Here is a 1,115-nt window from a genome sequence, read left to right on the forward strand (position 1 = left end):
GGGGCGTTGAGAACGCACTTCACGCCCGAAAGNATCACAATCAGTTGACCGATGACGATGCTCAAGCCCCAGGTCGCCAGAATGGCATCCAGCGGTCGCTTGTACAGGCGTCGTACGATCACCCCTTCCACCAGCATACCAACGGCAATGCCTGTCAGCAGTGCCAGCGGCCAGCCCAGCCAGGGATCAAGCTGCAGGTGGGTCACCACGTAGCTGGCGTATCCCCCCAGCGTCAGCAAGGCCCCGTGGGCAAAATTGACGATCTTCATGACACCGAAGATCATCATCAGTCCTGCGGTGACGATGAACAGTATCGCAGCCGTCGTCAGCATATCCAGCAATAGCGCCATTGCACTCTCCTCTCACGTCTCTGGCCGCCGCGATCATCGTCGCGGCGGTATTTTTTATCATTGGTCCGTTCGCTATCCTGAGCTTACTTGATGCTCGGACACTGATTGCCCGGATCAACGCTGGTGAAGGTTTCCAGAATCTTGATCGTACCGTCATGCTGCACCTGGCCCAGGCGCATGGACAGCGGTGTATGGCGGCTCTTGTTCATCGCCACCATGCCGCGCGGACCATTGAACGACACTTCACCGAGCGCCTTGATCACCTTGTCGCTATCGGTGGAGCCGGCCTTTTCGACGGCGGCCTTGAACAGGTAGAAGGCTTCGTACTGCGGCTCGGACAGTTCATTGGGTGTCTTCATGTCAGCGCCGAACTTCTTCTTCAGGGCTTCCATGAATTTCTTGTTTTCCGGCGTGTTGATGCCGGTCAGGTAGGAGGCCGACATGTAGAGTCCATCGGCTGCATCACCCATGGTCTGGGCCGTGCCCTCATCGACAGCCAGGTTGCCGTATGGCAGCGTCAGGCCTGCGCCCTTGAGCTGCTTGGCCAGCGACACATTGGGCGCGCCTCCGGCGGTGGCGCTGATCAAGGCATCGGGCTTGGATGAACGGATCTTGGAGACGACCGTGGTCCAGTCGCTGCCGTCGAGGGCAGATACTCTTCGCCGATCACCTTGCCACCCCTGTGTTCGATGTACTTCTTGGTGAAATTCCACATGCCGCGACCAAAAGCGTAGTCGCTGCCGACCGGAAGAAGGTCTTGGCATG

The 1,115-nt window shown here is 58.5% G+C and carries 1 protein-coding gene and 1 pseudogene; both read right to left on the minus strand.

Annotated features, from left to right (window positions below):
- On the minus strand, positions 1 to 350 hold a 350-nt coding region (locus I5W_RS25385), incomplete at its 3' end, for an ABC transporter permease subunit (RefSeq protein WP_044531342.1).
- Between the two features lie 83 nt (positions 351 to 433).
- A pseudogene (locus tag I5W_RS25390) lies at positions 434 to 1,115 on the minus strand (ABC transporter substrate-binding protein); the annotation flags it as partial.

Source organism: Herbaspirillum sp. B65 (assembly GCF_000333555.1).
GTDB classification, from domain to species: domain Bacteria; phylum Pseudomonadota; class Gammaproteobacteria; order Burkholderiales; family Burkholderiaceae_D; genus Herbaspirillum; species Herbaspirillum rubrisubalbicans.